The sequence below is a fragment of the Afipia dichlorophenoxyacetatis genome (genome assembly GCF_055386385.1).
The window spans coordinates 951994-975173 of sequence record NZ_AP029250.1; the positions used below are offsets into that span (position 1 = coordinate 951994).

Consider the following 23180-nt stretch of genomic DNA (forward strand, 5'->3'; position numbering starts at 1 on the left):
TCGATCAATGTCTGAAGAAGTGTATTCCTGGCTGGCATCGCAGCAAGACGCGATGCTGGCGCTGATGGAGAAAGCGGTCAATATCGACAGCGGATCCTATGACAAGGCCGGCGTTGATGCGGTGGGTGAGGTCTTTGCGGACTTCTTCAGAAGCCATGAGATCGATGTCGAGCGCCTGCCCAGCAACAGCTCTGCTGGCGATATTTTCCGGGCGAGCATTTCGGGACAGGGAAATGCCCCGATCGTTCTGATGGGCCATCGGGATACCGTGTTCTCGAAGGGCGAGGCTGCGCGCCGTCCCTTCACGATCAAGAACGGACGTGCTTACGGGCCCGGCGTCATGGACATGAAAGGCGGTCTCGTCCTCAATGCCTACGTTCTTGTCGCCTTCAAGAAATTTGGCGGCAATCCGGCGCCGCTGGTGGCGCTGCTGACGTCGGACGAGGAAATCGGCTCCCCTCATTCACGCCGCACGATCGAGGAGACGGCGCGCGGGGCACGGGCCGTCTATAACGCGGAGCCGGGGCGGGCGAGCGGGAATGTCGTTTCCGGCCGCAAGGGTGGCATCTTCATGGTTATGGATGTCGTCGGCAAAGCCGCCCATTCCGGCGTCAATTTCCAGGACGGGCATAGCGCCATTCACGCGCTTGCGCATAAGACCGTCGAGATCGCTGCGCTGACGGATCTGTCGATTGGGCTCACCCTGAACGTTGGACTGATCTCCGGCGGCCAGTCGGTTAACACCGTTGCGCCATCCGCAACGGGTGAAATCGATATGCGATACGCCCGGCATGCCGACCGGGATCGCATCGTTGGCGAGATCGAACGCATCGTCGCGAAAGAGCATGTGGCAGGGACCTCGGCGACCTTGCGGATCAAGGGCGAGTTTCTGCCATTCGAGCAGACGGTGGGAAATGCCAGTCTTTTGTCGATCTACCAGCAGGCCGCGCAGCTGAGCGGCCTGACGCTGGAAGGGGAGTTTACAGGCGGGTGTGCGGACTCCGGCTTTACGTCGGCGATCGGCACGCCGACCCTTTGCGGCACGGGACCGGTCGGAGGAAAGGCCCACAGCCCGGAGGAGTATCTGGAGATCGACAGCATCGTGCCGCGTGCGCAATCGCTGGCGCGAGCTGTCGCGGCGACGGCTCCGCTCAAAACCTGACTGCGATGGTACGAAACGAGCAGTGGTGTCGGTGACGATGCCCGGCCGTCGCGGGCGATATCGCATAGTCTGCCGTGATTTGTTTGCAAAAAGCCGGGCGATTTAAGAACGAAGTATCGAAACTAAAACAAAGCTCGAGCGGATGGCTCCGCCCGAGCCAGTGTCGTGAAATCTGTCGCGTTACTTCTTGGCCTTGGCCTTCTTCGCCTTTTTGGCTTTTTTCGCCGGTGCTTTCTTCGCCGCCTTCTTCGCCTTCTTGGCTTTCTTAGCCATAGCAACCTCTCGGGTTTGAGTTGACGATAACGTCAGATGAGGCTTGCTCGGCAGAGGGCCATGGTGCAGCAGCCTCGTAACAATCCGAACTGATTCGCGTGGCGTTGTCTCGTGCTTTCCAAAGTTGTGCAGAATTTATGACGCTTTCAAAGCATTGCTCGCGATCAACAGGTGCGCCGTTACGGTTAACGATCGGCGAAGGGTTTGGCGATGAACGTCGAAAACGGACAGAGCGCGTCTCCTCCTGGCAAACTCCATTCATTTTCGAAAGTGTGAGACGTCTCCTTCATGGATTCACAACCACGCTGAGGATTATGCGATCGCAGTGAGATTCCATTAAGCGTACAGGCGCAGGATGCTTCGACTTTCGGGGGAATTGCCACGCTTTCAAGCCGAAATGCGAGCTTGAGCAATGTGTGGATTGAATTACGGAAACCCGTCCGGAAGCAGAGTACGCGCGGTTCGCGTCTTCAGGATATGATATGCTGAGTGTGCCGACATTATTTGTCGTCTTCGTCGTCAATTTTTTGGCGATCGGTCTGGTTTGGAGTTACGTCGCCCGCAGCTATCCCAATTTTGAGGCTGCCCGCTACTGGTGCGCCATGGCACTGATCGCCGCGCTGGGGGCCGGGATATCCCTGATGCGCGGACAGATCGATCCATTGATACCGATCCTGCTCGGCAATGGCCTGATCATCTTTGCCTGCTGTACCGGCATGATGGGCATCAGGCGGTTTTACGGAAAGCCCGTTTCCTGGTTGCCCGCCATCGTCATCACTGGCGCGACCGTTGCTGGTCTGGCCGTCTTCAAGATCTGGCATGACGACATTGTCGCGCGTATCGCGATCTATTCGACGGGACAGACCTTGCCGCTGGTATTGTCGCTGAAAAATTTGTTGAGCCGCGAGAATCGTCCGGTGAGCCCGGGCGCTCGGATGGCGGTGTCCATCACAATTCTGATTGCTGTGGTCCACATTGTGAGATGGGTGGCTGCAGTATTCGATGTTGGTGGTCCGGTAGCCCTGATCGAGCTGAATCAGTTTCAAGCGGCCATGATCGTGCTGCTGGTCTTTGCTTCAATGTCGTGGAATTTCGGCTTCATGCTGATGGCCATCGACCGCTTACGGACCGAAGTGGCCAATCTGGCGATGTTCGACGACCTTACGGGTTCGGCCAACCGCCGCCAGCTGCTGGCGCGGCTTGACGAGGAATGCGCGCGTTCCGACCGGGCGATGCAACCATTTGCGGTGCTGGTCATCGACCTCGATGGCTTCAAGGAAATCAACGACGGGCACGGTCATGCTGCGGGAGACGAATGCCTGCGGATGTTCACCCGAGCGGTGCAAGCGCGGCTGCGGACAGGAGATCTCCTGGCGCGGATTGGCGGCGATGAATTCTGCGTCGTGCTGCCCTCGACCACGTTGCGCGAAGCGGCGATCGTCGCCCGTCAAATCGTCGAAACCTGCCGCGATGAGTGCGCGCAATGGAACAGCGCCCCCATCTCGCTCTCTGCTTCGGTCGGCGTCGCGCAATGGCGTGCAGAGATCGGCCGTCAAGCCGATCGGTTGATCGCCGAAGCTGATCAGGCGCTCTACATTGCCAAGAAAGACGGCAAGAACGGCTATGCGATCCATCAGGATTTACAGCCGCTCGCGCCGACGGAAGCTGCAAAGCCGTTTCTCAAGACCGCGTGACGGCCGTTCAGGTTGCCTGCTGAACAGACTGCCCTTGTGACTTGTATTTTATTTATCGATTGAAAACCACGTGATTGATTGCTTGGCCGGAGTGAAGATTCCTTAAGCGCTCCGGCTCATCTTCGCCTCGTATCTGAGGTGAGGGACATGACAAGCGTCAGCACGGAATGGGCGATGTGTGCCCGGGAGCAGCGACAATGCTGAGCGTGCCGACGCTTTGGACTGTCTTTGTGACCAATTTTCTGGCGCTGGGTCTGGTCTGGACCTACGTCATGCGCAGCTACCCGAACTTCGATGCGGCGCGCTTCTGGACGGCCGCGGCGCTTCTCGCAGCATTTGGTGCCGCGCTGGCAATGTTGCGCGACGTGATGCCTCCGCTGGTGCCCTTGATCATCGGTGGCACGCTGTTGATTGCCGCCTGCAGCGTGGCATCGATGGGAATCGAACGATTTTACGGACGTGCCGTCTCGTGGCGTATTCACACGCTGGTCCTGGCATTCAGTCTGGTGGGCCTGTGCTATTTCTCTGCCTGGCAGCCCAGCATGGCCATGCGCATCGTCACCTATTCGATAGGACAGTCGATCGTCATTGGGCTGACATTGCCGCTGACACTCTCTCTCCAGCGCGAACGCAAACTTCCTGGCGCGCGCCTGGCGGGCTGTGTTGCCGTTTTGATCATCGCGGTGAACGTGCTTCGATCCGGGATGGCCGCGCTGCATATCGGCGGCGAAGTATCGATGATGCGCTTCAACGCATTTCAGTCCGTGCTGGTGCTTGCGCTGGTGTTCCTATCGATGATGTGGAACTTCGGCTTCCTGCTGATGGCGATCGACGGGTTGCGCGGCGAGGTGGCCGAGCTCGCGATGTCCGATGATCTGACCGGAGCTGCCAACCGCCGCCAGTTGTTGGTGCGGCTGGATGAGGAGTGCGCTCGCTCCGACCGGGCGATGCAGCCGTTCGCACTGCTGGTGATCGACCTTGATGGCTTCAAGGATATCAACGACGGATATGGCCATGCTGCGGGTGACGAATGCTTGCGGCGGGTCACCCGCACGCTGCAGGCGCGGTTGCGGACCGGTGATCTGCTGGCCCGCATTGGCGGTGATGAATTCTGCATCGTGTTGCCATCGACGACGTTGCATGAAGCTGCGCTCGTAGCGCGTCAACTCCTCGACGCTTGCCGCGCGGAGCGTGTCGTGTGGCATGGAGTATCGATAGCGCTGGCGGCTTCGATCGGTGTTGCACAATGGCGGCCGGATATCGGACGCCATCCTGATCGGCTGATCGCGGAAGCGGACCGCGCGCTTTACATTGCCAAGAACAACGGAAAGAACGGCTGTGCGCTGCACGATGATGTGCCGCCGCCTCTCGCTCCCGCGACGGAACTCCTCAGCCAGATCGCATGAGCTGCAAAGTCACGACCTCACCCGAATGGTACTGGCCGGCGTTGGTGGAGGCTGGAACCTCCCAAGCGAATAAAAGTTGATGGATGTGCCCAAAGGGAGTGCACACCATGGAAGAAGATCCTCGCAGGCCGCAGACAATGGCCCTTGCACCTGTGTTGATATTTGCGCTGATTCTTGCTGCGGTGTTTGGTGCGGCAGTAATAACGACACTGGATCATAATAAGCCCGCCGTGGTCGCGGGAGATAGCGCGCCTCCAGGAACGACAGGCTTGGCAAGGCCACATCCGAAATCGGAAATACGGTAACCGAATACGTACTGCGTCGAGTGGCGCTGTCGCGACGCTTGGTTTTGCACGCTTTGATGAGTTCCTGATTTAACCTCCGCTGCGCCTATTAAGGTTGCCACGCGGGTTTCGTTGCGATGTCGCACAGACCGGCTAGCGTCGCTGCTCCGGGACATTGCAGCTACCCGGGACACTGCGTGGCGAAGACGTCGGGCGGTATACTGCGCCCGGCGGCTTCGTTTGAACCCCGAGGGCGCGGTCATGTTTTCGATTGGTTTTAGTCGTTTTCTGAATTCGCAGAACGCTCCCGTTTACAGTGAGGTTTGGCATCTGTGGAATGTCATCGTTCCACGGCGAACCATTACCGGCCGGTTGGCATGGGGCACCGTGTGGCGTCGACGCGATGGCCGTCAGTGGATTTATAAGCAATATCTCCCGAGACATCACCATGCGTGAGCGGCGCGCGCGTCCCCGCCTCGTGATCTCACGGCAGGCCCTGGTGCATTTCAAAGGGCAGCGTTCGGTATTTCCATGTCACGTGCGTGATATTGCGCCTGCCGGCGCTGGGGTTCGCTTGCAGGACGTTCATCTCTTTCCGCTCGAATTCGATTTGTCGTTCGACGGCTTCCGCACGACGCAACACTGCAAGGTCATATGGCGCGATAACTATTTTTGTGGCGTCGCGTTCTGACGCGCCGCAGTTGGCGATTACCTGCGTCAGCGAACTTCGAGAATTTCCAGTTCGTGTTCGCCCACGCGCACGGCATCGCCGACGCTCTTGCCGAACAACGCACGCGCCAGGGGCGCGACGTGGGAGATCTTGCCCTTCGCGGGGTCGGATTCGTCTTCGCCGACAATACGGAAAATTTGTTCACGGCCATCGTCGCGTGCGAGTTTCACGGTGTGGCCGAAGCGGATGTATTCGGTAGAGTCCGCGTTATGCACAACATGAGCGGTGGCGCGCCGGGCTTCCCAATACCGCATGTCCCGCGCAGCGCGAGCGAGCGCATCGCTTTCACCGCCATCAGCTTGGGCTTTGATGAGGGCTTCGTGGGCGCGCGCAAATTCCGCCTCGATTTGCGCGAGGCCTTCTGTGGTGACGTCGTTCGGATGCTCGGAGATCGACAGCTCGGGCAAATCGATCGGACCGCTTCCATCCGGCTCCTTGACGAATGCTCTGCTCATGAGAATCCCTACATTAAAGGGGTTTTCGGTTTTTGGGACGCGATGGTTTGACGCAACTTGCGTAAGCCCAGCGAATTCCTATCTAGGTGGCCTCGTGAACAAGGGACGCCCCCGCAACAGCATGACGGACGACAGCCTTTTTGACCGGACCACCCCGCGCCGCGGCGCCCGTCGTCCACCGATTATCGACCAGGACGGCAACGAGGTACACCCCGGCGGGGGTGGCTTCGGGACGTCCGGTTTCCGCCTTAACGGCGCTGGCGACGTATTCAGCAGCATCCAGTTCGGAGCTGGTCCTTACTTCGGGCCTCTGACCCGCGAGCAGCGTTTCGCGCGGATCGATGCCCTGGCGAAGCTCCTTGACGTTGCCTTTGTCGTGCCTGGTACCAAGGTTCGCTACGGTATCGATGGCTTGATCGGGCTTGTCCCGATCGTCGGCGATCTGATCACGACGGCGATCTCGCTCTGGATCGTCCGCGAGGCGAGGGCGCTCGGCGCCCCCAAATATTTGGTGGCGCGAATGCTTGCCAATGTCGCGCTTGATGGTGTCGTCGGCATCGTGCCGTTCGTCGGTGATGCCTTCGACGTCATGTTCCGCGCCAACATGCGCAATATTCGCATTCTCAAACGCTGGATGGACAAGCAGCCAAGATAAGCTTGAACAACACAAGCTTGAACAAAGTCGATCTTGACCCAAGCAGACTTGAATAGGACGAGCCTGATCGAGTCTGCCTTTGAGATGTGCTTTTACAGAAGGGGAGCGGATAGCCGATCGAACGATCAGCCGGCCGCGCGCTGCTTTTCTTCTTCGTCGGCTTCGGCTGGCTCCGGGCGGTTACGCTGAAGCGGGAATGCATCGCTTTCATACAGCGTGCGGATGCCGCTCTGGTCGAAACGCGCTTCATCCACTTGCAGGTAAGCGCCGTTCAGAGAGTCGGCAGGGAGTTGCTCAATTGCGAACTGCACGGCTTCGGCTGCGGTTGAAAACCGACGGTAGGCAAAACCGGCGCGCTTCTTCTTGCGGATCGCCGCAGGAAAGAGTTCGGCTTCGGTGTTGAAATTGAACGCAGCCATGAGCTCGGCCTTTTGATTGTTGATATGTGGGAACCAACGACATGCGGGGCGCGAAAAACCGATGCCGCGCGGCGCTGTCACATGTAAGAACAGTCCCTAATATAGGCCTTTTTTTGCCAATTGCGACCCATGAATGGGGCGTATGATAAACGTACTGAACAGACGTTCGATGCGTTAATTATCACTTGAAAATCAAGATCATAGCTATGCGGCCAGACCGCAGGGTTTTGCGACCCGGCCCCAGGTCGTTCAGTTGACCTCTGTTGGCCGTTCGGGACGGGAACCGCGTTGCATCGCGGCCTCGTCGATCCTCCCAGCGCTGATCGGAACCACCTTCAACTTGGTGGAGTACGCCTCAACATGAACGTCGTCACTCGACGGCACTTTGATGTGGCGCACGGGGGCTTGTTCCAGCTCGCCGCTAGTGCCGCGCCGGACAGAGTACTGCCAAGCTGTCAGCATGCCGCTCTCATGCAGTGACTTTTCAACGGCATCGGCATTCTTGGCTGCCAGTTGCTTGAGCTCTTTCGCGGTCAGGCCGATGACAATTTCCTGCTTCGGCGTGGTGACCTTGAACAGGGTTACCTTGTTAACGGCGAAAGCTGGGTGAGAGATCACAGCATCGATCAACAAACCGGCCAGCCCAAAGGCCAGCACAGCGTGGCGCGACGTCTTCGACATCGAAATTTCCTTGAAGTTTTTAGCCGCGTTTCTTGTTGTTGGCGGTGCAACATAAATAGGCGAACGCTGCGGCTATTTTAAGCGCGCGCGACGCATGTCTCCTCTGCAACGATTTTGTGACGTTCGATTAACCGTTACTTCGGCTGGTGTTTCAGTGACGCCGAGTTGATGCAGTAACGTAATCCCGTCGGTCCGGGGCCATCCGGAAAGACATGGCCAAGATGGCCCTGACATTTCGAACACAGCACCTCGGTTCGCACCATGCCGTGCGAGACATCGCGTTCCTCGTCGATGCTGCCTTCGCTGGCAGGCTGTGAAAATGCCGGCCAACCGCAGCCCGAATCGAATTTTGCGTCGGAATCGAACAAAGGTTGTCCGCATCCCGCGCAAACGTAAGTGCCCGGATCAAATGAATGATCGTACTCGCCAGTGAATGGCCGCTCGGTGGCTTTCTCGCGCAGCACCGCATACTGCATCGGCGTCAGCTCACTGCGCCATTCGGCATCTGACTTCTCGATCTTGCCGGAGCCGGGCTTGGTTTTGGTCTCAGTCATGCTGGCTCCCTTTTTGTTCTCAGTTCGAAGCACGCGTGCTGCTCACCAGCACCGGCTTCTCTCGATAGCTGTCAGCGAAGATCTTTTTCAGATTCTCGATCTTCGGCAAATCGTTGAACGCTATATAGGGTTGGTTCGGGTGCAGCGTCAGGTAGTCCTGATGGTATTCTTCCGCCGGGTAGAAGGCCTGGAGCGGTTCGAGCGTTGTGGCGATCTTCTTCTTGTAAACGTTCGCGGCGTTAAGCTGCGCGATATAGGCCTCAACAACCTTGCGCTCTTGCGGATCAGACGTGAAAACCGTCGATCGATATTGAGTACCGCTGTCAGGTCCCTGGCGATTCAACTGGGTCGGGTCGTGCACCACGGAGAAGTAGATCTGCAGCAATTTACCCAGCGTGACCTTTTTCGGATCGTAGGTGATCTGCACGGATTCGGCGTGGCCCGTGGTTCCGCCGCTAACGGTTTCATAGTTCGCCGTACGCGCTTGGCCGCCCGCGTAGCCTGACACCGCCTTCACAACGCCATTGGTGTGTTGATAGACGCCCTGGACGCCCCAGAAACAGCCGCCGGCGAGCACGAGCGTCTTAACGCCGTCAGTTGATGCGACATCCGATACGGGCGGAGGAATGATGAAAGCTTCCTCGGCGGCGCGTGAGGGGACAGCAAACCACGACAGTGCCAGCACGCTTGCGGTGGCAAGAGCGATGGAGGTCCGGCGGAATGAAAAGGAGGGCATGGGGATTTCCTCAGGCAGTCGTCAAAGCACGTTTCGATGCCACAGATACGGGACGAAACCGGCAACCGTTACATTCCCATGCCTGCACATGTTTGTGAACCGGGAGCTCGATAGCCTGCTGGTCTCTGCGGATGGGGACGTCTCAATCGGACGATTGACAGGAACGATAATTCTTGGAACAAATAGTGAACATTTACTCGCGGGCAGAGGCAGTCAGTTCCTGTCAAACCCGCAACGGAGGAGCCATGTTCGAACCAGCCACGCAAAGTGAGATCGATCGTTACGACCGTGCTGTCGACAGCGCTATTGCAACCTGTGGCGGCGACCTGCGCGGAGCGATCAAGGCCCTAATCATTGCCAACGAATACCTCGAGCGAGAGTTAGGCCAGGTCCTGAACCCCGCCGTTCGGTCCCTCTTGCGCGCGAGTGGGGTGTCGAAGCGCAATGTTGCGTAACGCCTACATGTCGGCGGCCTTTGTCAGCACCGCATGCTCTTCGTATTGCGGCAAGTCGTCGGTAATCCTGAACCAGGGCGCCTTGGAGCCAACGAAGATGTGCACGGTGGGCCTAATCGACGGATCATCGACGAGCGTACCCATCGGAACGTGGACGAACGCACCATCGCGGACAACTGAATAGAGAAGTGAGCCGCATACCTCGCAGTGCGCATCGTGACCGTCTTCATCACCGAAGCGCTTGAGGCGATCCTTACCTTTGGTCATACGCAATTTCTCGCGTGCGATGCCGGCAAACGGTTTGAATGCTGAACCGGTCGTCCTTCGGCAATTCGAGCAGTGACAGTTCGCGGCGTAAAGAAATTCATCAGCCACCGCATAGTGGACAGTGCCGCAGAGGCATTGTCCTGCGATCGTCCGGCCGCTTATTTCCTTCCCGTCCACCATCGGCTTCTCCGCTGGAGCAAATAACTACTTCATCAGTTCGTTCGCGATCGCCGCGTACATGGGCAAGCTGATGGGATCGTTTGCGGCATTCCCGGCGATGGGATGCGATGCATAACGCACGATGACCATTTCAGCTTTCGGATCGATGTAGATGCTTTGGCCGTGGATACCGCGCGCCGTGTATGCGTTGTGCTCATTTTGCGTCATCCACCACATGTCGCGATAAGACCAGCCCTTCAGTTGGGCGTAGCCCGCTTTCGCAAAATGCTCCTTGTCAGCGCCGCTTTCGATATCGTTGACGGCGGCTGCAGGGATGATCTGCTGGCCGTTGAACTTGCCGTGGTTGCGCATCATTTCGCCGAAGCGTGCGAGATCGCGCAATGTGGTATTCAATCCACCGCCGCCAGACTCTGTGCCGATGCTATCCACTGTAAAGTAGCCGTCGTGCTCCGCGCCGAGCTTCGACCAGATCGTGTCGGACAGCAGGTCGGCCATCGACTGGCCGCTGACGCGCCTGATGATCCACGCTAAGATCTCTGCGTTCGACGTCTGATATTTGAAGGCTTGGCCGTGTTCGCCGTCCTTTTTTAAGGTCACCAGAAAATCGTAAAAAGTGCGAGGCCCTTGATAGTTCGGTGGAGTTGGCGCTAGTCCGCCGGCGCGCGCGTAGGCGAATACCTCGGCGTTTGGATCAGAATAGTCCTCCGAGAATTTCACGCCGATCGTCATGTCCATCACCTGGCGGACAGTCGCATCACCATAGGCGGAGTCTTTCAGCTCCGGCACGTATTTCGTCACCAGTGCTGCCGGATCGAGCTTTCCTTCTACCGCAAGCACCGCAGCGAGAGTGCCAACGATGGATTTCGTAACCGAGAACGCGATGTGCGGTCGTTGCGGGTTGCCGGCGCCGAAATACTTCTCGAATACGATCTTGCCTTTGTGCAGCACGAGAATGCCATCGGTATAGGTCAAGCCAATCGCGTCATCGAATATCATCGACTTGCCGTCGAGTGTGATGAAAGCGACGTTCGATAGATCTCGCTCTGAACGCGGCAATTCCACGATAGGTCCTTCGCCGCGTGAAACATTGGCCGTCGGCACCAGTTTGCGAATGTGGTTGAACGCCCAACGCGTGTAAGGAAAGCGCGAGCTGGTGCCGTCGTAGAAGCGGATGATCTTGTCTGGCGGAGGCGGGAAACCTTGCATCATGCCAAGTGCTTTCGGATCGGTCTGTGCAGCGGTGGGAAAGGTCTTCATGCCAGGTCCTTCTGCGTATGCGGGCACTATAATTCCAGCGAGAAGGAGTAATCCAAATATGGACGCGGTGATGCGGACTATCATTTGCATGTCTCCGTTCCAACGCAGACGATTTTGTCGTGAGGCGACACGTCGCAGCCTATCTGAGGAGGTTGTGGCAAGCCACCGCAATTGATCCATGACACCAACAAAAAAAACCGCGAGACAGAAATCTCGCGGTTCTTGTGATCGATGCGCGATGAAGCGCATGTGTCAGATTCTTTAAGGGCAGGGATACCGATTGCCGTTGGTGCTCAGATACGTGCCCGAGCGTGGGTCATAGGAGCGATAGCGCTGTGCGCAATAGGCCGCATTTTGATTGGCCTGTGCAGCAGATGCGGCGATTGCGCCGCCGATGATGGCGCCCGCGGCAAGACCGATGCCGATTCCTGCGGCTGTGCCGCCGCCACCGCCTCGCCGATAATAGCCATTCCGGTGCCACCGGCGATACTGCACGTTCGTCACGTCGCTGGACGAGGCGGCTTTGGAGAAGCTGGCGTTGTTCATCAACGGCGCTGAAGTTGCTGGCAGCGAAGAGGCGAGCGTCATCGAGCCGACGAGCATTGCCACCGCAAGACGTCTTGCTGTTCGCATATGACTTCCTTTTCTTGAGATTGGTACGTGAATGGACTTCAAACCTTCGCACAGCGAAGCGATGCAACTATGCCACACGTTTGATGAAACGCAGATTAAAAATCGGTGTCAAATGTCGCGCACTGAAATGTGGATTGTTTACCGTTTCATTCTGTGGGCTTATAGCCGTGCGCGCGGATTGCGCGGCGATCTTTGACGACACCGATGATCACGCCCATACGCTCGATTGTCGCAACCGTTGTGCCATCGAGATTGCGGTCGCAGTTCATGTGTGTTGGTGCGATATAAAAATCCGCGTAACGCCAGTCAGGCATCTTGATCCAGTGCAGATTGGGCTGTGCATATTCTTCATATGAGACCCGTTCACCACACACGGCCACTCGGTAGTCACGTGTCTTGGCGGTGGCAGGTTCTGTACGCTCCAGGAAATCGTGCAATTCCTCGACGGCCTCCGGCATGATGTTGACCCAATAGTCCGTGACGAAGCGTCGTGATGCACCCTCCAGCCCGCCGACAAGTTGATTGTAGTAAAGGTATTCATGGGGATGGAGCTCGATGAGTTTGGTTGCTGTCCAGGCATAACAAGCACCAACGAGGGTGAGGCCGCCGATCATCGCGTTGCGGTGCCAGCGTTTCAGTAACCCGATGCCGTTGCTGAGCCCGATGCCTGCCAGAACTGCGATAGGCGGGAATACGAACAGGAAGTGCCTGCAGCCATCCAGCGCAGGGCCCTGCGTGATCACCTGACACAGTACCGGAAAGAATGCCGTGAACGCGATCAAGCCGATCTCGCGCCGGCGCCGGCGGTTGTCGGTTCGACCGGATGTCAATGCGGGGACTGCGATCAGCGTGGTCATCAGGACTGCTGCGCATAGCGTCAGCAACGGAAGCCTGATCGCGATGTAGGTCGGAATGTAGTAACGGGGCACGTCAGCCATCTCGTACATCCGGCCGAAAATGATCGTGCGGATGTGATAGTGGAAGTCGCCGAATGAAATCAGGCCGCGTATCGGATTGAGCGGGGAGAGCGCTGCGTAAGGCCATGCGGCGACCATGATCACATACGCGGCGACGACCCCGGGCAAGAGCCACAGCATCGATGTCAGGACGAATTGCGCTCGTTCTTTCCAGTATCCGGCGATGGGTCTGGGCAAGTTCATCAGGATGGCGAGGCCGGCATATCCAAAGAGCAAAAGGCTCAGCGATCTGATGCCAAGGGCTGCGCCCGTCATCACGCCGAGACCGATCACGTAGCGCATGCGCGGAATCGGCAAGTCGCGCGTGGCGCGGATCAGAAAATAGGTTGCGCCAGCCATGAACGTGGCCAGTGGGACGCCCTTGGTGTGGTTGAACATGCCGCCATACCATGAGCCGCACAGCGCAAGCGCTACAATGGCGAAGAATCCCGCGCGTGGACCGGCAATCAGCCGCGCAGTTGCGCCTGTGACGGCAATGCCACCGATGCCGATCAGGGCGCAGAGGAGATGGCGCAGTTCGTAAATATCAAGGGGAAGGATGTTGCCGAGCAGGACTGCGGAAACGTCGAACAGCCCACCATAAAGATAGAGATTGTCAAACTTGAACAGGGACTGATCGGTAAATCCGCTTTTGTAATAGGCGATGATCAGTTCGCCGTAACGGTTTTGCAGGCCTTCGTCGTTGGAGATGGCATAGTCCTGGAAGGTCCAGAACACGACCGCCAGCAGGACCACCAATGCACACGCTGAAGCGAGATCGAAGGCATCGCGCGCGGCGATCCAGCTCTGGGCCTGTTTTGCTTGCGTCCGGATAACAGCACGCAAAGACCGTCGTGGCTCGGTTTGTCCGAGCTGTCCGCTAACGGAATCGCTCATGCCAATAGATGCCCCTCATCCCCTCGTCGCACAGGCGACGTGTCCCCCTTTGCCGGCGTCTTGGGCCAGCTTGGGGAAACCATAGGTGGGGAACGGAGGACCGCTCAAGCAAATTACGTTTTGCGGTGCGGAAGGTGGCCTAAGAAAAAGGTATTATAGCGTTTTCGAGCGAAGTGATTACCGGTTCGCGTGAAGAAAACGCGTCAAAACAAAGAATCTAGAGCTTGGTTCTGATGCAATCAGGACCAAGGTCTAGACGACGATCGTCAGTCGTTTGGCCGCTCGCGTGATGCCAGTGTACAGCCAGCGGGCGCGGCTGTCCTGAAATGCAAAACTTTCATCGAACAGGACGACATCATTCCATTGCGACCCTTGCGATTTGTGCACGGTGAGCACGTAGCCGTAGTCGAATTCGTCGTAGGGGCGGCGTTGCTCCCACGGAATATCCTCGATGCCGCCCGCGAAACAATCTGCGCGGACAGAGACCTTGGTGACCTTCGCGCCGAATTCTTCCTCGGGCGACAGCCGCATGGTGATGATCTGAGATTTTGACGTTGCCCGGGCCTTCACGCGCCACAGTCCACCGTTGAAGAGGGCTTTCTTGCGGTTGTTTCGCAGGCAGACCAGCTTGTCGCCAGCCACCGGCAGCGGATCTTCGATGTTCTGCTTTTGCCGCACGCGCATGTTGTAAGAACGGCGCGTGTTGTTGCGGCCGACGAGAATCTGATCGGCTGCCATCACCCGGTCGGGATCAAGGCTATCTCGCCGAACCACCTCGCTCTCGCCGAATGTTCCGACGTCCAATGTGCGGCCTTCGCGCACCGCCATCGACATCCGCACGATCGGATCGTCCTGAGCCTGGCGATGCACTTCGGTCAGCATGGCATCGGGTTCGGAGTCGGTGAAAAAGCCGCCACCCTGGATCGGGGGCAGCTGCGCCGGGTCACCCAGAACCAGCAGAGGGCAGTCGAAGGACATCAAATCGCGGCCGAGCTCTGCATCCACCATCGAACATTCGTCGATGACAATCAGCTTGGCCTTCGAGGCAGGCGCATCATCCCATAGCTCGAAGTTTGGCTGCTCTTCGCCGGATTCCCGGGTGCGGTAAATCAACGAGTGAATCGTGGAGGCGTTATCGCAACCCTTGTTCCGCATCACCAGCGCGGCCTTGCCGGTGAAGGCAGCAAATTTCACATTGCCGCTGACACCGTCGGCAATATGCCGCGCAAGCGTCGTCTTTCCCGTGCCGGCATAGCCGAACAGCCGAAAAACCGGCGGCGTGTTGCCCTTGCCAGGCTTGGCTTTGAGCCAGTCTGAAACGGCCTGAAGAGCCTGATCTTGATGCGGTGTGAAAGTCGCCATGTTGTTTGGACAATTTACGGGGAGCTGGAAGACGTGCCGGTCAGATGCATAGCCGACTCGCTGTCATGATGGGCAGGAATATAGTGACCCCGGCGTCTCGAAACAGTAGCAATTCCTAATCGAAGCTCGCGAATATCCAGTAAAGTGCACTCCGACGAAGCAATGGACTGATTGAACGGGGTAGGTGGTGAAGTTTTTCAAACGTCTTGTCGTCGCAATCGTCATCCTCTTCATCATCACAGTGTTTGGCCTGTTCGCCTTCAATTTCTACCGCCACTATACCGCCGGCGAGCCCGATGCGCGGCCGCCGGTCATCTATGAACGATCCGACCGGCCAGCGCGGGTTTGATGCGGTTGCACGCCACCCGCGGGTGCTTCTATAAAACGGAACAGCCGGAAAACGGCGAATGAGGGAAGCCTCATGCAAGCAACAAAAAATGGAGAGACGCCCTCATGACCGCCGCATCGTTCGACTTCGCACCGCTGCTGGCCGACGGGTTACCCCCTGCTGCAGCGAAATGGAATGGCTTTCCAAAGTACAATTTCGTCGGCGGCAATAACGATCCCGATCAGGTTCCGGTCGATCGGCTGCTGGCGGCATCGACCGCCGTGTTGACGCGCGAAGGCAAGACTCTTTCGACCTACGGCCTCAACAGCGGGCCGCTTGGTTATCGGCCGCTGCGCGAGTTTCTGATCGGCAAGCTCAAGCGTGATGCCGGCATCACCTGCACCGCGGATGAAATCCTCATCACGTCGGGCTCCCTGCAAGGGCTCGATCTGATCAACAGCATTCTGACGTCGTCCGGTGACACGGTGCTGATCGAACAGGAATGCTATCAGGGCTCGATCACCCGGCTAGTTCGGCGCGGCGTCAACATCGTCGGTATTCCGCTCGATAGTGAAGGGATACGGATCGATGCGGTCGCGGAGGCGCTTGAAAACCTCAAGCGCAAGGGTATCCGACCGAAATACATCTACACCATCCCTACGGTGCAGAACCCCACGGGTACGATCCTGAGCGAACAGCGCCGGCAGGAACTGCTCAAGCTGTCGGAAGATTATGGTGTGCCGATCTTTGAAGATGACTGTTACGCGGATTTGATCTGGAACGGCCAGCGTCCGCCGGCGCTTTATGCCATGAGCAGGAATGGCGGTGTCATTCACATCGGCTCGTTCTCGAAATCAGTCGCGCCGGCTTTGCGTGTTGGTTACATCGTCGCACCATGGTCGGTGCTGTCACGCATTCTACCCATCAAGACAGATGCCGGGTCTGGTGCACTGGAACAGATGGTTCTCTCGGAATTCTGTACAGCTCATTTTACGGATCATGTGCCGAAGCTGACGCGCGGCCTCCGTGCCAAGCTGGATGCGTTGATGGATGCACTCGCAGAGCAGTTCGGAACAGCGGCTGAATTTGAAGAGCCGAAGGGCGGTATCTTCCTCTGGGTTAAGTTGCCGGATAACGTCGATACGATGAAGCTGTATCAGCAGGCGCTGGCATCGGGGATTGCCATCAATCCAGGAACGGAATGGTCCACCAACGGCTCGCATAGCAAAAGCAGGCTGAGGCTGTGCTTCGCCAGCCCGTCGGTGCAGGAAATTCGAGATGGCGTTGCGGCACTCGCCGAAGTCTGCCGCCGCGAATTCGGCGTGCCGAGCAGAAGCGCGAACGTCGAGCGGGCCGCGAAGTAGAGGATTGGGGAAGGCCGTTGCTGAAGAAAGTTCTATTCGGTCTTGCGACGCTGCTGGTCGTGCTGGTTGCGCTCATCATCATCCAGCCGTCCGAATATCGTGTGTCGCGTACGCTGACAATGACGGCACCCGCACAGGACATCTTTGCTCAGCTTAACGACTTCCATCGCTGGGAAGCGTGGCACCATGGTCCAAGCTCGATCCAGCAGCAAAAGTGTCGTTTGAAGGCCCTGTCGCCGGCAAGGGCGCCATCTTTGCATGGTCCGGCAACAGCAAAGTCGGCGAGGGACGGATGACGATGGTTGAGAGCACGCCAGATAGTCTCGTCAGGACACGTACCGACTTTGTAAAGCCGTTCGTGGGCAGTAGCTACAGCGAATTTACCTTGCGTCCTGAAGGTGCTGGCACCGTGGTATCCTGGACGATGTTTGGTGAGAACGATTTCATCGGCAAGGCCATGTGTCTTGTCGTCAGCATGGACAAGATTCTAGGCGGCGAAATGGAGAAAGGGCTCGCCAGCATCAAAGGGCTGGTCGAGGCAAAATAAAAACGCCGGCGAGGATTAATCCTGCGCCGGCGTTTGTTGAGTGGTTCGTGATCAGGCCGCAGCCGCGCCTCGCAACTCACCCGATCCGGGCGGCGGGATCGGCTGACCGTCGTCAGCATATTCGTTCAGCTTGTTGCGCAGCGTTCGGATGGAGATGCCGAGAATATTCGCGGCATGGGTGCGATTGCCGAGGCAGTGCTTCAGGGTTTCGAGAATGAGATCTCGCTCGACGTCGGCGACTGTGCGGCCAACCAGTGCGCGCGTCACTTGCTCTGCGGCAAGCGTCGCGTGAGCCACGACCGGAGCAGTCTTGGTGAGATCGAGCCGATCACCATCGGGTGACAGGATCGCGTCCGCACCAATTTCATCACCGTTTGCCATCAGCACCGCGCGGTGCAAGGTGTTCTCGAGTTCACGGACGTTGCCTTGCCACCGATTGGTGGTCAGGACACGTCGCGCCTCAGCGGAAATGGGCCGCAGCGGAACACCATTGGCATCGGAGTATTTCTTGGCAAAGTGTTGCGCGAGTTCGAGGATGTCAGCCGGCCGGTCGCGGAGCGCCGGAATCTTCAAGTTGACGACATTGAGCCGGAACAGCAGGTCCTCGCGGAACGTGCCTTCGCGCACCGCATCCGAAAGGTTGCGGTTCGAGGTCGCGATAATGCGGATGTCGACCGGAACGGGACGCGTGCCGCCGACGCGATCGATCACGCGCTCCTGAATAGCGCGCAGCAGTTTCGATTGCAGCCGCACGTCCATTTCCGAGATTTCGTCCAGCAGCAGCGTGCCGCCGGTGGCTTCCTCGAACTTGCCGATACGCCGTGCGATGGCGCCAGTGAAGGCTCCTTTCTCGTGGCCGAAGAGTTCGGATTCCAGGAGGTGTTCGGGGATCGCCGCGCAGTTGACTGAGATGAAGGGCCGTTTGGCGCGGTTCGAGCGGGTATGAACGTAGCGCGCGAGGACTTCCTTACCGGTGCCGGACTCGCCGGTAATCATGACGGAGGCATCGGAGCCGGCGATCTGCTGGGCCAGCTTGATGACCTTTGCCATCACTTCATCACGGTAGATGAGATCGCGGGAATCGTTTGCGACCGCTGCTAGAACTGCCGCGATCAATTCCGGATCGGGGGGGAGAGGAATGTATTCTTTCGCCCCCGCATGGATCGCCGCGACTGCCGCCCGGGCGTCGGTGGTGATGCCACAGGCGACGATCGGCACATGAATGTGCTCCGCCTCCAGTCGCATCACGAGGTCGCGGATATCCAATGCAACATCGACCAGCAAAAGATCTGCACCTTTGCCGCCGCGGACAACGCGCATTGCCTGCTCGCTGTCCTCGGCGTGGGTCACCGTTGCACCGCTCTCCATGGCGATCTTGGTCGCCGTAGTGAGCTGTCCTTTCAAAGTGCCAACAATGAGAAGCCGCATGGTATACTCCTGTTGATATCCCGCACCATTCGCGGCGGCAGGTCGTTAATGCAGAATGATTAAGCGCGTTCAGCCTTGATGATTTCAGTCATGGTCACGCCAAGCTTGTCCTCCACGAGGACGACTTCACCGCGTGCAACAAGCCGGTTGTTGACATAAATGTCGATGGCTTCGCCGACGCGGCGATCGAGTTCGAGAACTGTGCCAGGCCCTAGCTTCAGCAGATTGCCAACGTCCATTTTGGATCGGCCGAGAACAGCAGAAACCTGTACCGGAACGTCGAAAACTGCTTCGAGGTCAGAGGCGATCCTGCCACCGTAGTCATCGTCGTCGAACATCTCCTGATCATCGAGCGGTGGCGCGTCAGCAGCATTGAGATCTGGAAGCGGAATGTTGCCGTCTGTGTCACTCATGATTGACCCCCGTTGCGGGACACCAGATAGCGCCCGACTAATTCATTGATTTTGGTATCGATCGCCGCGCGGTCGAGCGTGACGCCACCGTCGGCCCATTCTATTTTGCAGTCGCCGGTTGGAATGTCAGGTTCGGCAAGGATAACAAGGCGCCCTTCAAAGCCGCTGCGCTTGGCGAGCTGTTCGATCCGCTCCCGGGCGGAATCATAAAGCGAGTCGTTGATCCGGACGACGATATGCGGTGTGGACGTCAGATGCCGGAAGCAATCGCTGACCAGCGCGGTGATTTCCGTCAGGGGCTCCGCAGCCATTAGTTCAGTGCAGAGCTTCCGCGCCACGGCCAGAGCAACTTCGACCGCCTCTGTTTCCATCCGATTTTCGACGGTTGCAAAGCTCTTGGCGATGGCTGCGACTGAAGAATCGATGCCGGCGAGGGCTTGCGCCATCTGCCGGTCGCTCAAGACCTTGGCTTCGCGCTGGGCCGCATCGAAGCCTGCGCGATAGCTGCGCGCCTCGGCGTCTGCGACTTGCTTGGCAATCTCTTCCGCGGTTGGGACGTGTTCCTTGCCGGCATTCGTATCCTTCGCCGGTGGGGCGAAGTCGACGTCGAAAAGGAATTTTGCTGGCGCACCCATCAATATACCAACTCGTCGTCAGCGCGGTTCTTTTGCAGCATGATTTCACCTTTGGCGGCGAGATCCTTGGCAAGATTGACCAGGAGGGCCTGCGCTTCGTCGACGTCGCGCAGCCGGACGGGACCGGCTGCCGCCATGTCGTCGGTGAGCATTTTGGCAGCGCGGCTCGACATGTTGCCGAGGAAGAAGTCGCGAACTGTTTCGTTGGCGCCCTTCAATGCAATACCGAGCTTGTCCTTGTCGACATGGCGCATGAGCGTCTGGGCAGAGCCGGCGTCGAGTTTCACCAGATCGTCGAAGGTGAACATCAGCGCCTTGATGCGTTCGGCGGATTCACGATTGTCCTCTTCCAAGGAGGTCAGGAAGCGCGTTTCGGTCTGACGGTCGAAGTTGTTGAAGATTTCGGCCATCACTTCGTGAGCATCGCGCCGGCGCGTCTGCGACAGGTTCGACATGAACTCAACCCGCAGGGTCTGCTCGATGCGCTCGACGACTTCCTTTTGAACCGCTTCCATCTTGAGCATGCGGCCGACGACATCGAGGGCCATATCCTCCGGGAGGATTGCCAGCACGCGCGCGGCGTGTTCGGGCTTCAGCTTCGACAGGACGACGGCAATGGTCTGCGGGTATTCATTCTTGAGGTAGTTGGCGAGAACCTCTTCCTGCACGTTGGAGAGTTTTTCCCACATGTTGCGGCCAACCGGGCCGCGGATTTCATCCATGATGCCGGTCACGCGATCGGATGGCAGATATTGATGCAGCAGACGTTCGGTCGCGTCGAAGTTACCCATGAGAGCGCCGGATGCCGACATGCGTGAGACGAATTCCAGCAGCAGGTCTTCAACAACTTCCGCTTCGACGGTACCCAGGTTGGCCATGACCCCGGACAGCTCACGCACCTCGTCGTCGTGTAGCAAAGACCAGACCTTGGCGCCGTACTTCTCGCCAAGCGCCAGCATCATAATGGCCGCACGTCTTGGTCCGGACAAGGGCGCACTTTGGGCGCGGCCGCTCTGGCGGCTCGCGAGCGTGGCGACAACACCGGTGATGTCACTGGTGTTGGCCGCAACGGTGTCGGCGGAAGACTGGGACGTCGGAGTATTGGTCAGAGCTGGAGATGTTGCCATGTCGGGTTACGCCGGTTCTGCGAGCCATTGACGGATGATGGAGACGGTCTCGTTCGGATTGCGTTCAGCGAGTTCGCCGACACGCTGTACGGATTGAGCGTGGACCTGGCCTTGAACCTGCGCGACGTCGATCATGGAGTTTGCGACAAGCTGGGCCGGCTCAATTTCGGCAGTCACCAGCGGCGGCTCAACAAGCTCCGGCTTAGGATCGGCGGCCAGCACACGCTTGAGGAGCGGGCGCACCACCATGAACACCACGACCAGACCCAGGATCATCATCACCCCGAGTTCGACGAAGTACATGATGTCGTCTTTGGTGAACTGGAACATTCCGAGGAAGCCTTTCGGCTCCTGTGATGGAATCATGGACGGGCCTTCCGCGAACCGCAGATTGACCACCTCGACCTGGTCACCGCGCTTCTGATCGAAACCGATGGCCGAGCGGACCAAGGTGCCGATGCGATCGAGTTCTTCTTGCGGGCGGGCGGCGTAGACGACTTCACCCTTGTCGTTCTTAGTGTAGCTGCCGTCGACGAGCACGGCGACGGAGATGCGATTGACACGGCCGGCTTCGATGACCTCGGTCTTGGTGACGCGGGAAATCTCGTAGTTGTTGATTTCCTCGCTCTTCTTGCTTTGGTCCTTCGCTGCGTTTGCCGAATTCTGTCCCTGATTGCCGGGAAGTTCGTTGTTGACGGTGACCTGGCCGTCTTTGCCGTCTGACGTCTGGGAGGCTTCTTCGCGCGACTGGCTCGACCGCAGCACGCGACCTTCCGGATCGAACTTGTCGGAGGTCTGTGTGATCTTGTTGTAGTCGAAATCGGCGGAAAGCTGGACGCGGGCTCGGCCGGCGCCGACAACGGACGAAACAATCCCCTCGACCTGGTCGCGCAAGCGTTTTTCATAGGCCGAGCGGCGTTCGTCACCGCCGGCGCCATCGCTGGCGCCGTCTTCGGCGGCGCCGTTGGCCAACAACTGTCCGGTTTCGTCGACGATCGAGACGCGCTGTGCCTTCATGCCATTCACGGCGGAGGCAACAATGTGGCGGATCGCACGAACCTGCTGCGGCTCGAGTGCCCCACGGACCCGCAGCACGATGGAAGCCGAAGGCTCCGGTGTTTCACGCGAGAACAGCGGCCGTTCGGGCAGTACGAGGTGGACACGTGCGGCCTGAATGCGGTCGATGCCCTTGATGGTGCGGGCCAGTTCGCCTTCGAGAGCACGCAGGTGATTGATGTTCTGGACGAAGCTGGTGGAGCCTAGGGCGTCGGACTTATCAAAGATCTCGTAACCGATGCCACCACCTTTGGGCAGGCCGCCTTCGGCCAGCTTCATGCGCAGCCGTGTGACTTTGTCCTTCGGCACCATAATGACGGCGCCGTCGTTCTTCATTTCGTAGGGGATGTTCTGGCGCTCGAGATCCTTGATGATTGCCGAGGAGTCTTCGTAGCTCAGATCCGTGAAGAGGGTCATCATGGGCGGCGTTGTGACGCGCATGATGACGAAGCCGAAGAAGCCGATGAGAGCCAGCGTCACGGCGCCCATCGCTGCCATGCGTGCTGCGCCCAGACTTTTCAAAAATTCCAATAGACCTTGCAAGACTCAGCCCGCCCCAAGATTCGGCACCACGTGCCACTGGGCAGAATTTGCCTAGATATGGTTTCCATATGGTTAACGGCGGTTAACGGCTCCTACGCAATTCTTAAAATTGGTCACCGGCGCCATCACGGGAAGGAAAAATTTTTACGGATTGAAGGTTGTGTCTCGGCTGCATTTTACTGACCAATAGCGTCAAAGCCGGCTTCAGGTCTGAAGCCGGCTTTGAAACACTAATGAAAAGTAAATATCGGGGTCTTACTGGCGATATTGCTGGATGCGGGTAGTGCGCAATCCGGCTAGACCATGCTGGTCGATGGAGAATTGCCAGGACAGGAATTCGTCAACAGTCAGCGTATAACGGCTGCAGGCTTCTTCGAGGGACAACAGGCCACCGCGAACAGCGGCCACGACCTCGGCTTTGCGACGGATGACCCATCGCTTGGTTCCGGGCGCGGGAAGGTCCGCAATCGTTAACGGACTTCCATCGGGCCCGATGACGTACTTCACCCTCGGGCGGTGGGGTTCTGTCATGGTGTACTCACAAACTCGAAACTACTGAACTCGTGAGATGACCCTACCCCCCGCCGCTTAAAATTTGCCTAAACCCAAGCCTCGAATACGATTCTCCTTCGATTTGTCTCAAAAGTGTCAACCCGGCCCTGGAGAGGCTCCGGTCGAGAGGA

Annotated in this window: 26 protein-coding genes; 10 read left to right on the forward strand and 16 right to left on the reverse strand. The window is 58.1% G+C overall.

What is annotated here, in order from left to right; translation table 11 throughout:
- Positions 1 to 7: 7 nt before the first annotated feature.
- From ACZ5C3_RS04460 to ACZ5C3_RS04475, 4 genes are all read left to right on the forward strand, one after another.
- The gene (locus ACZ5C3_RS04460; RefSeq protein ID WP_464035576.1) at positions 8 to 1162 is read left to right on the forward strand and encodes a M20 family metallopeptidase; all 1155 of its coding nucleotides are present in this window, start codon (positions 8 to 10) and stop codon (positions 1160 to 1162) included.
- A gap of 755 nt (positions 1163 to 1917) precedes the next feature.
- A complete protein-coding gene (locus ACZ5C3_RS04465) occupies positions 1918 to 3129 on the forward strand; it encodes a GGDEF domain-containing protein (RefSeq protein WP_464035578.1) in 1212 nt (403 codons plus the stop codon).
- A gap of 197 nt (positions 3130 to 3326) precedes the next feature.
- On the forward strand, positions 3327 to 4535 hold the full coding sequence (locus ACZ5C3_RS04470) for a GGDEF domain-containing protein (protein WP_464035580.1): 1209 nt from the start codon (positions 3327 to 3329) through the stop codon (positions 4533 to 4535).
- 732 nt (positions 4536 to 5267) lie between these two features.
- Positions 5268 to 5510 (forward strand): PilZ domain-containing protein, encoded by a 243-nt coding sequence (locus tag ACZ5C3_RS04475; protein ID WP_464044555.1) that lies wholly within the window; start codon positions 5268 to 5270, stop codon positions 5508 to 5510.
- Positions 5511 to 5536: 26 nt separating this feature from the next.
- Here ACZ5C3_RS04475 and greA read toward each other — a convergent pair whose 3' ends face one another.
- Positions 5537 to 6004, reverse strand: coding sequence for a transcription elongation factor GreA (gene greA, locus ACZ5C3_RS04480; protein WP_464044556.1), 468 nt, complete (start codon positions 6002 to 6004; stop codon positions 5537 to 5539).
- A 121-nt stretch (positions 6005 to 6125) separates the two neighbouring features.
- Between greA and ACZ5C3_RS04485 the strand changes: the two genes are divergently transcribed.
- Positions 6126 to 6659 (forward strand): DUF4112 domain-containing protein, encoded by a 534-nt coding sequence (locus tag ACZ5C3_RS04485; RefSeq protein ID WP_464038257.1) that lies wholly within the window; start codon positions 6126 to 6128, stop codon positions 6657 to 6659.
- A gap of 125 nt (positions 6660 to 6784) precedes the next feature.
- Here the strand turns inward: ACZ5C3_RS04485 and ACZ5C3_RS04490 are convergent, their stop codons facing one another.
- From ACZ5C3_RS04490 to msrA, 4 genes are all read right to left on the reverse strand, one after another.
- Positions 6785 to 7078 (reverse strand): hypothetical protein, encoded by a 294-nt coding sequence (locus ACZ5C3_RS04490; RefSeq protein WP_464038258.1) that lies wholly within the window; start codon positions 7076 to 7078, stop codon positions 6785 to 6787.
- A 249-nt stretch (positions 7079 to 7327) separates the two neighbouring features.
- A complete protein-coding gene (locus tag ACZ5C3_RS04495) occupies positions 7328 to 7759 on the reverse strand; it encodes a hypothetical protein (RefSeq protein ID WP_464035584.1) in 432 nt (143 codons plus the stop codon).
- A gap of 134 nt (positions 7760 to 7893) precedes the next feature.
- The gene (gene msrB, locus ACZ5C3_RS04500) at positions 7894 to 8313 is read right to left on the reverse strand and encodes a peptide-methionine (R)-S-oxide reductase MsrB (RefSeq protein ID WP_464035586.1); all 420 of its coding nucleotides are present in this window, start codon (positions 8311 to 8313) and stop codon (positions 7894 to 7896) included.
- A gap of 19 nt (positions 8314 to 8332) precedes the next feature.
- Positions 8333 to 9049, reverse strand: coding sequence for a peptide-methionine (S)-S-oxide reductase MsrA (msrA, locus tag ACZ5C3_RS04505; RefSeq protein WP_464035588.1), 717 nt, complete (start codon positions 9047 to 9049; stop codon positions 8333 to 8335).
- 245 nt (positions 9050 to 9294) lie between these two features.
- On the opposite strand from msrA, the gene ACZ5C3_RS04510 reads away from it, so the two are divergent.
- The gene (locus ACZ5C3_RS04510; RefSeq protein WP_464035590.1) at positions 9295 to 9504 is read left to right on the forward strand and encodes a hypothetical protein; all 210 of its coding nucleotides are present in this window, start codon (positions 9295 to 9297) and stop codon (positions 9502 to 9504) included.
- A 3-nt stretch (positions 9505 to 9507) separates the two neighbouring features.
- Here ACZ5C3_RS04510 and ACZ5C3_RS04515 read toward each other — a convergent pair whose 3' ends face one another.
- From ACZ5C3_RS04515 to ACZ5C3_RS04535, 5 genes are all read right to left on the reverse strand, one after another.
- Positions 9508 to 9951: a GFA family protein gene (locus ACZ5C3_RS04515; RefSeq protein WP_464035592.1), complete on the reverse strand. Its 444-nt coding sequence runs from the start codon at positions 9949 to 9951 to the stop codon at positions 9508 to 9510.
- A 24-nt stretch (positions 9952 to 9975) separates the two neighbouring features.
- Positions 9976 to 11208 carry a serine hydrolase domain-containing protein gene (locus ACZ5C3_RS04520; protein WP_464035594.1) on the reverse strand — a complete coding sequence of 411 codons (1233 nt, stop codon included), beginning with the start codon at positions 11206 to 11208 and terminating at the stop codon, positions 9976 to 9978.
- Between the two features lie 261 nt (positions 11209 to 11469).
- Positions 11470 to 11841: a BA14K family protein gene (locus tag ACZ5C3_RS04525; RefSeq protein WP_464035596.1), complete on the reverse strand. Its 372-nt coding sequence runs from the start codon at positions 11839 to 11841 to the stop codon at positions 11470 to 11472.
- A gap of 146 nt (positions 11842 to 11987) precedes the next feature.
- Positions 11988 to 13694 (reverse strand): ArnT family glycosyltransferase, encoded by a 1707-nt coding sequence (locus tag ACZ5C3_RS04530; RefSeq protein WP_464035598.1) that lies wholly within the window; start codon positions 13692 to 13694, stop codon positions 11988 to 11990.
- Between the two features lie 252 nt (positions 13695 to 13946).
- Positions 13947 to 15056 carry an ATP-dependent DNA helicase gene (locus ACZ5C3_RS04535; protein WP_464035600.1) on the reverse strand — a complete coding sequence of 370 codons (1110 nt, stop codon included), beginning with the start codon at positions 15054 to 15056 and terminating at the stop codon, positions 13947 to 13949.
- A 187-nt stretch (positions 15057 to 15243) separates the two neighbouring features.
- Between ACZ5C3_RS04535 and ACZ5C3_RS04540 the strand changes: the two genes are divergently transcribed.
- The 4 genes from ACZ5C3_RS04540 (at position 15244) to ACZ5C3_RS04555 (ending at position 17295) form a co-directional block, all read left to right on the forward strand.
- Entirely contained in the window at positions 15244 to 15405 is a 162-nt protein-coding gene (locus ACZ5C3_RS04540) for a hypothetical protein (RefSeq protein WP_464035602.1), read from the forward strand.
- A 104-nt stretch (positions 15406 to 15509) separates the two neighbouring features.
- The gene (locus ACZ5C3_RS04545) at positions 15510 to 16748 is read left to right on the forward strand and encodes an aminotransferase-like domain-containing protein (RefSeq protein ID WP_464035603.1); all 1239 of its coding nucleotides are present in this window, start codon (positions 15510 to 15512) and stop codon (positions 16746 to 16748) included.
- A 17-nt stretch (positions 16749 to 16765) separates the two neighbouring features.
- Entirely contained in the window at positions 16766 to 17044 is a 279-nt protein-coding gene (locus ACZ5C3_RS04550; protein WP_464038481.1) for a hypothetical protein, read from the forward strand.
- A complete protein-coding gene (locus tag ACZ5C3_RS04555) occupies positions 16963 to 17295 on the forward strand; it encodes an SRPBCC family protein (protein WP_464038259.1) in 333 nt (110 codons plus the stop codon). The genes ACZ5C3_RS04550 and ACZ5C3_RS04555 overlap by 82 nt, the downstream gene beginning before the upstream one ends.
- Before the next feature lie 51 nt (positions 17296 to 17346).
- On the opposite strand, the gene flbD is transcribed toward ACZ5C3_RS04555, so the two are convergent.
- The 6 genes from flbD to sciP all read right to left on the reverse strand — a co-directional run bounded on the left by flbD (position 17347) and on the right by sciP (position 23028).
- Positions 17347 to 18723, reverse strand: coding sequence for a sigma-54-dependent transcriptional regulator FlbD (gene flbD, locus ACZ5C3_RS04560; protein ID WP_464035605.1), 1377 nt, complete (start codon positions 18721 to 18723; stop codon positions 17347 to 17349).
- Between the two features lie 59 nt (positions 18724 to 18782).
- On the reverse strand, positions 18783 to 19136 hold the full coding sequence (gene fliN, locus ACZ5C3_RS04565) for a flagellar motor switch protein FliN (RefSeq protein WP_464035606.1): 354 nt from the start codon (positions 19134 to 19136) through the stop codon (positions 18783 to 18785).
- Entirely contained in the window at positions 19133 to 19771 is a 639-nt protein-coding gene (locus tag ACZ5C3_RS04570) for a FliH/SctL family protein (protein WP_464035608.1), read from the reverse strand. Before ACZ5C3_RS04570 ends, fliN begins: the two co-directional genes overlap by 4 nt.
- Positions 19771 to 20898, reverse strand: a complete 1128-nt coding sequence (gene fliG, locus ACZ5C3_RS04575; RefSeq protein WP_464035610.1) for a flagellar motor switch protein FliG — start codon at positions 20896 to 20898, stop codon at positions 19771 to 19773. Before fliG ends, ACZ5C3_RS04570 begins: the two co-directional genes overlap by 1 nt.
- A 6-nt stretch (positions 20899 to 20904) precedes the next feature.
- Positions 20905 to 22497: a flagellar basal-body MS-ring/collar protein FliF gene (gene fliF / locus ACZ5C3_RS04580; RefSeq protein ID WP_464035611.1), complete on the reverse strand. Its 1593-nt coding sequence runs from the start codon at positions 22495 to 22497 to the stop codon at positions 20905 to 20907.
- A 255-nt stretch (positions 22498 to 22752) separates the two neighbouring features.
- Positions 22753 to 23028, reverse strand: a complete 276-nt coding sequence (gene sciP, locus ACZ5C3_RS04585) for a CtrA inhibitor SciP (protein ID WP_002714638.1) — start codon at positions 23026 to 23028, stop codon at positions 22753 to 22755.
- Positions 23029 to 23180 lie beyond the last annotated feature (152 nt).